Source organism: Spiroplasma sp. hyd1 (assembly GCF_016082235.1).
In the GTDB taxonomy this organism is placed as follows: domain Bacteria; phylum Bacillota_I; class Bacilli_A; order Mycoplasmatales; family Mycoplasmataceae; genus Spiroplasma; species Spiroplasma poulsonii.
This window is the reverse complement of sequence record NZ_JXYY01000114.1, coordinates 1-1279: the sequence shown is the minus strand read 5'-3', so window position 1 is coordinate 1279 and position 1279 is coordinate 1. Positions and strand designations below refer to the sequence as shown.

2 protein-coding genes are annotated in these 1279 nt (G+C 21.4%); both read left to right on the top strand.

Translation table 4 applies throughout. From position 1 onward, the window contains the following. Positions 1–101: 101 nt before the first annotated feature. Positions 102–332, top strand: coding sequence for a hypothetical protein (locus TS70_RS06590; protein WP_040093285.1), 231 nt, complete (start codon positions 102–104; stop codon positions 330–332). 66 nt (positions 333–398) lie between these two features. Next, a protein-coding gene (locus tag TS70_RS06585) for an IS5 family transposase (protein WP_105628856.1) occupies positions 399–1234 on the top strand; the annotation gives its coding sequence in 2 pieces (ribosomal slippage) (positions 399–795 and positions 795–1234; 837 coding nt in all). The last annotated feature ends 45 nt before the right edge of the window (positions 1235–1279 follow it).

The window sequence follows — 1279 nt, the reverse complement described above, 5'->3', positions numbered from 1 at the left end:
ATTATCTTAGTGAAAATTAAATATATCTTAATAATAAACAGCAATTAAAGTAAAATTGCTGTTTATTATTTTGTCAAAATAGAAAGGAAAAATTAAAGTGAATGAAGAAATTACTTAGTTTATTATCTATATTATCGTTGTCTTTTGTAAACACGGTGAATTTAATTAGTTGTGGTAATATCTTTAATAACAAAACACATTTACCACCATCTAATTTAGAAAATGTTTTAAAAGTTAATTCAGAAACAAATATTGATTTAGAAAAAATATACTTGCCCCACTCTGTTTTAATACAACAGCGAGGATATAAAGGAACTTTTTTTAATAAATAGACTTCTTGCGATACCCTTTTTTATTAAAATATTATTATAAAATATAATTTATGAGGACATAAAAATATGAACAATAATAAATTTAATACTCTTAATGATAGAGAATGGTTAAGATTAACAGGAATAAAAAAATCCACTTTTAATAAAATGTTAGATATTTTAAAAGTTGCTGAAATAGAAAAATTTAAAAAAGGTGGTAAAACTAATAAATTATCATTAGAAAATAGATTATTGATGACTTTATTATATTGACGAGAATATCAGACTTATTTTCATCTTGGTAAAAGTTTTGATATTAGTGAGGCTAATTGTTATCGTAATATTAAGTGAATTGAAGATATTTTAATTAAAAACTCTGATTTTCAACAACTTGCTGGTAAAAAAGCACTAATAAATGATTATTTTAATGATAAAACTATTATTATTGATGCTACCGAAACTCCAATCCAACGCCCAAAAAAAGACAAAAACAATCTTATTCTGGTAAAAAGAAAAAACACACGATCAAAACACAAGTAATTATCGAACAAGAAACCAAAAAAATTATTGCAACAAGTTTTTCGCTCGGAAAAAAACATGATTATGCTTTATTTAAAGAATCAAAAATCCCAATTTTAAAAAATACCAAATTAATAGTTGATAGTGGTTATCAAGGAATACAAAAAAATCACAATAATGTTCTAATACCTACAAAGAAAACAAAGAAAAACCCTTTAAACAAAGAACAAAAGCAATATAATAGACTAGTTTCAAAAATGAGAATTATTATTGAAAATATTTTTGCTATTCTTAAAAAATTTAAAATTATTACAGAAAAATATCGTAATCGAAGAAAAAGATTTGGTTTAAGATTTAATTTAATTGCCTCAATTTATAATTTACAATTATTATATTTAACATAAAATATTTATTTAAAATTAAATAATTTAAATAATAAATTAATTTTT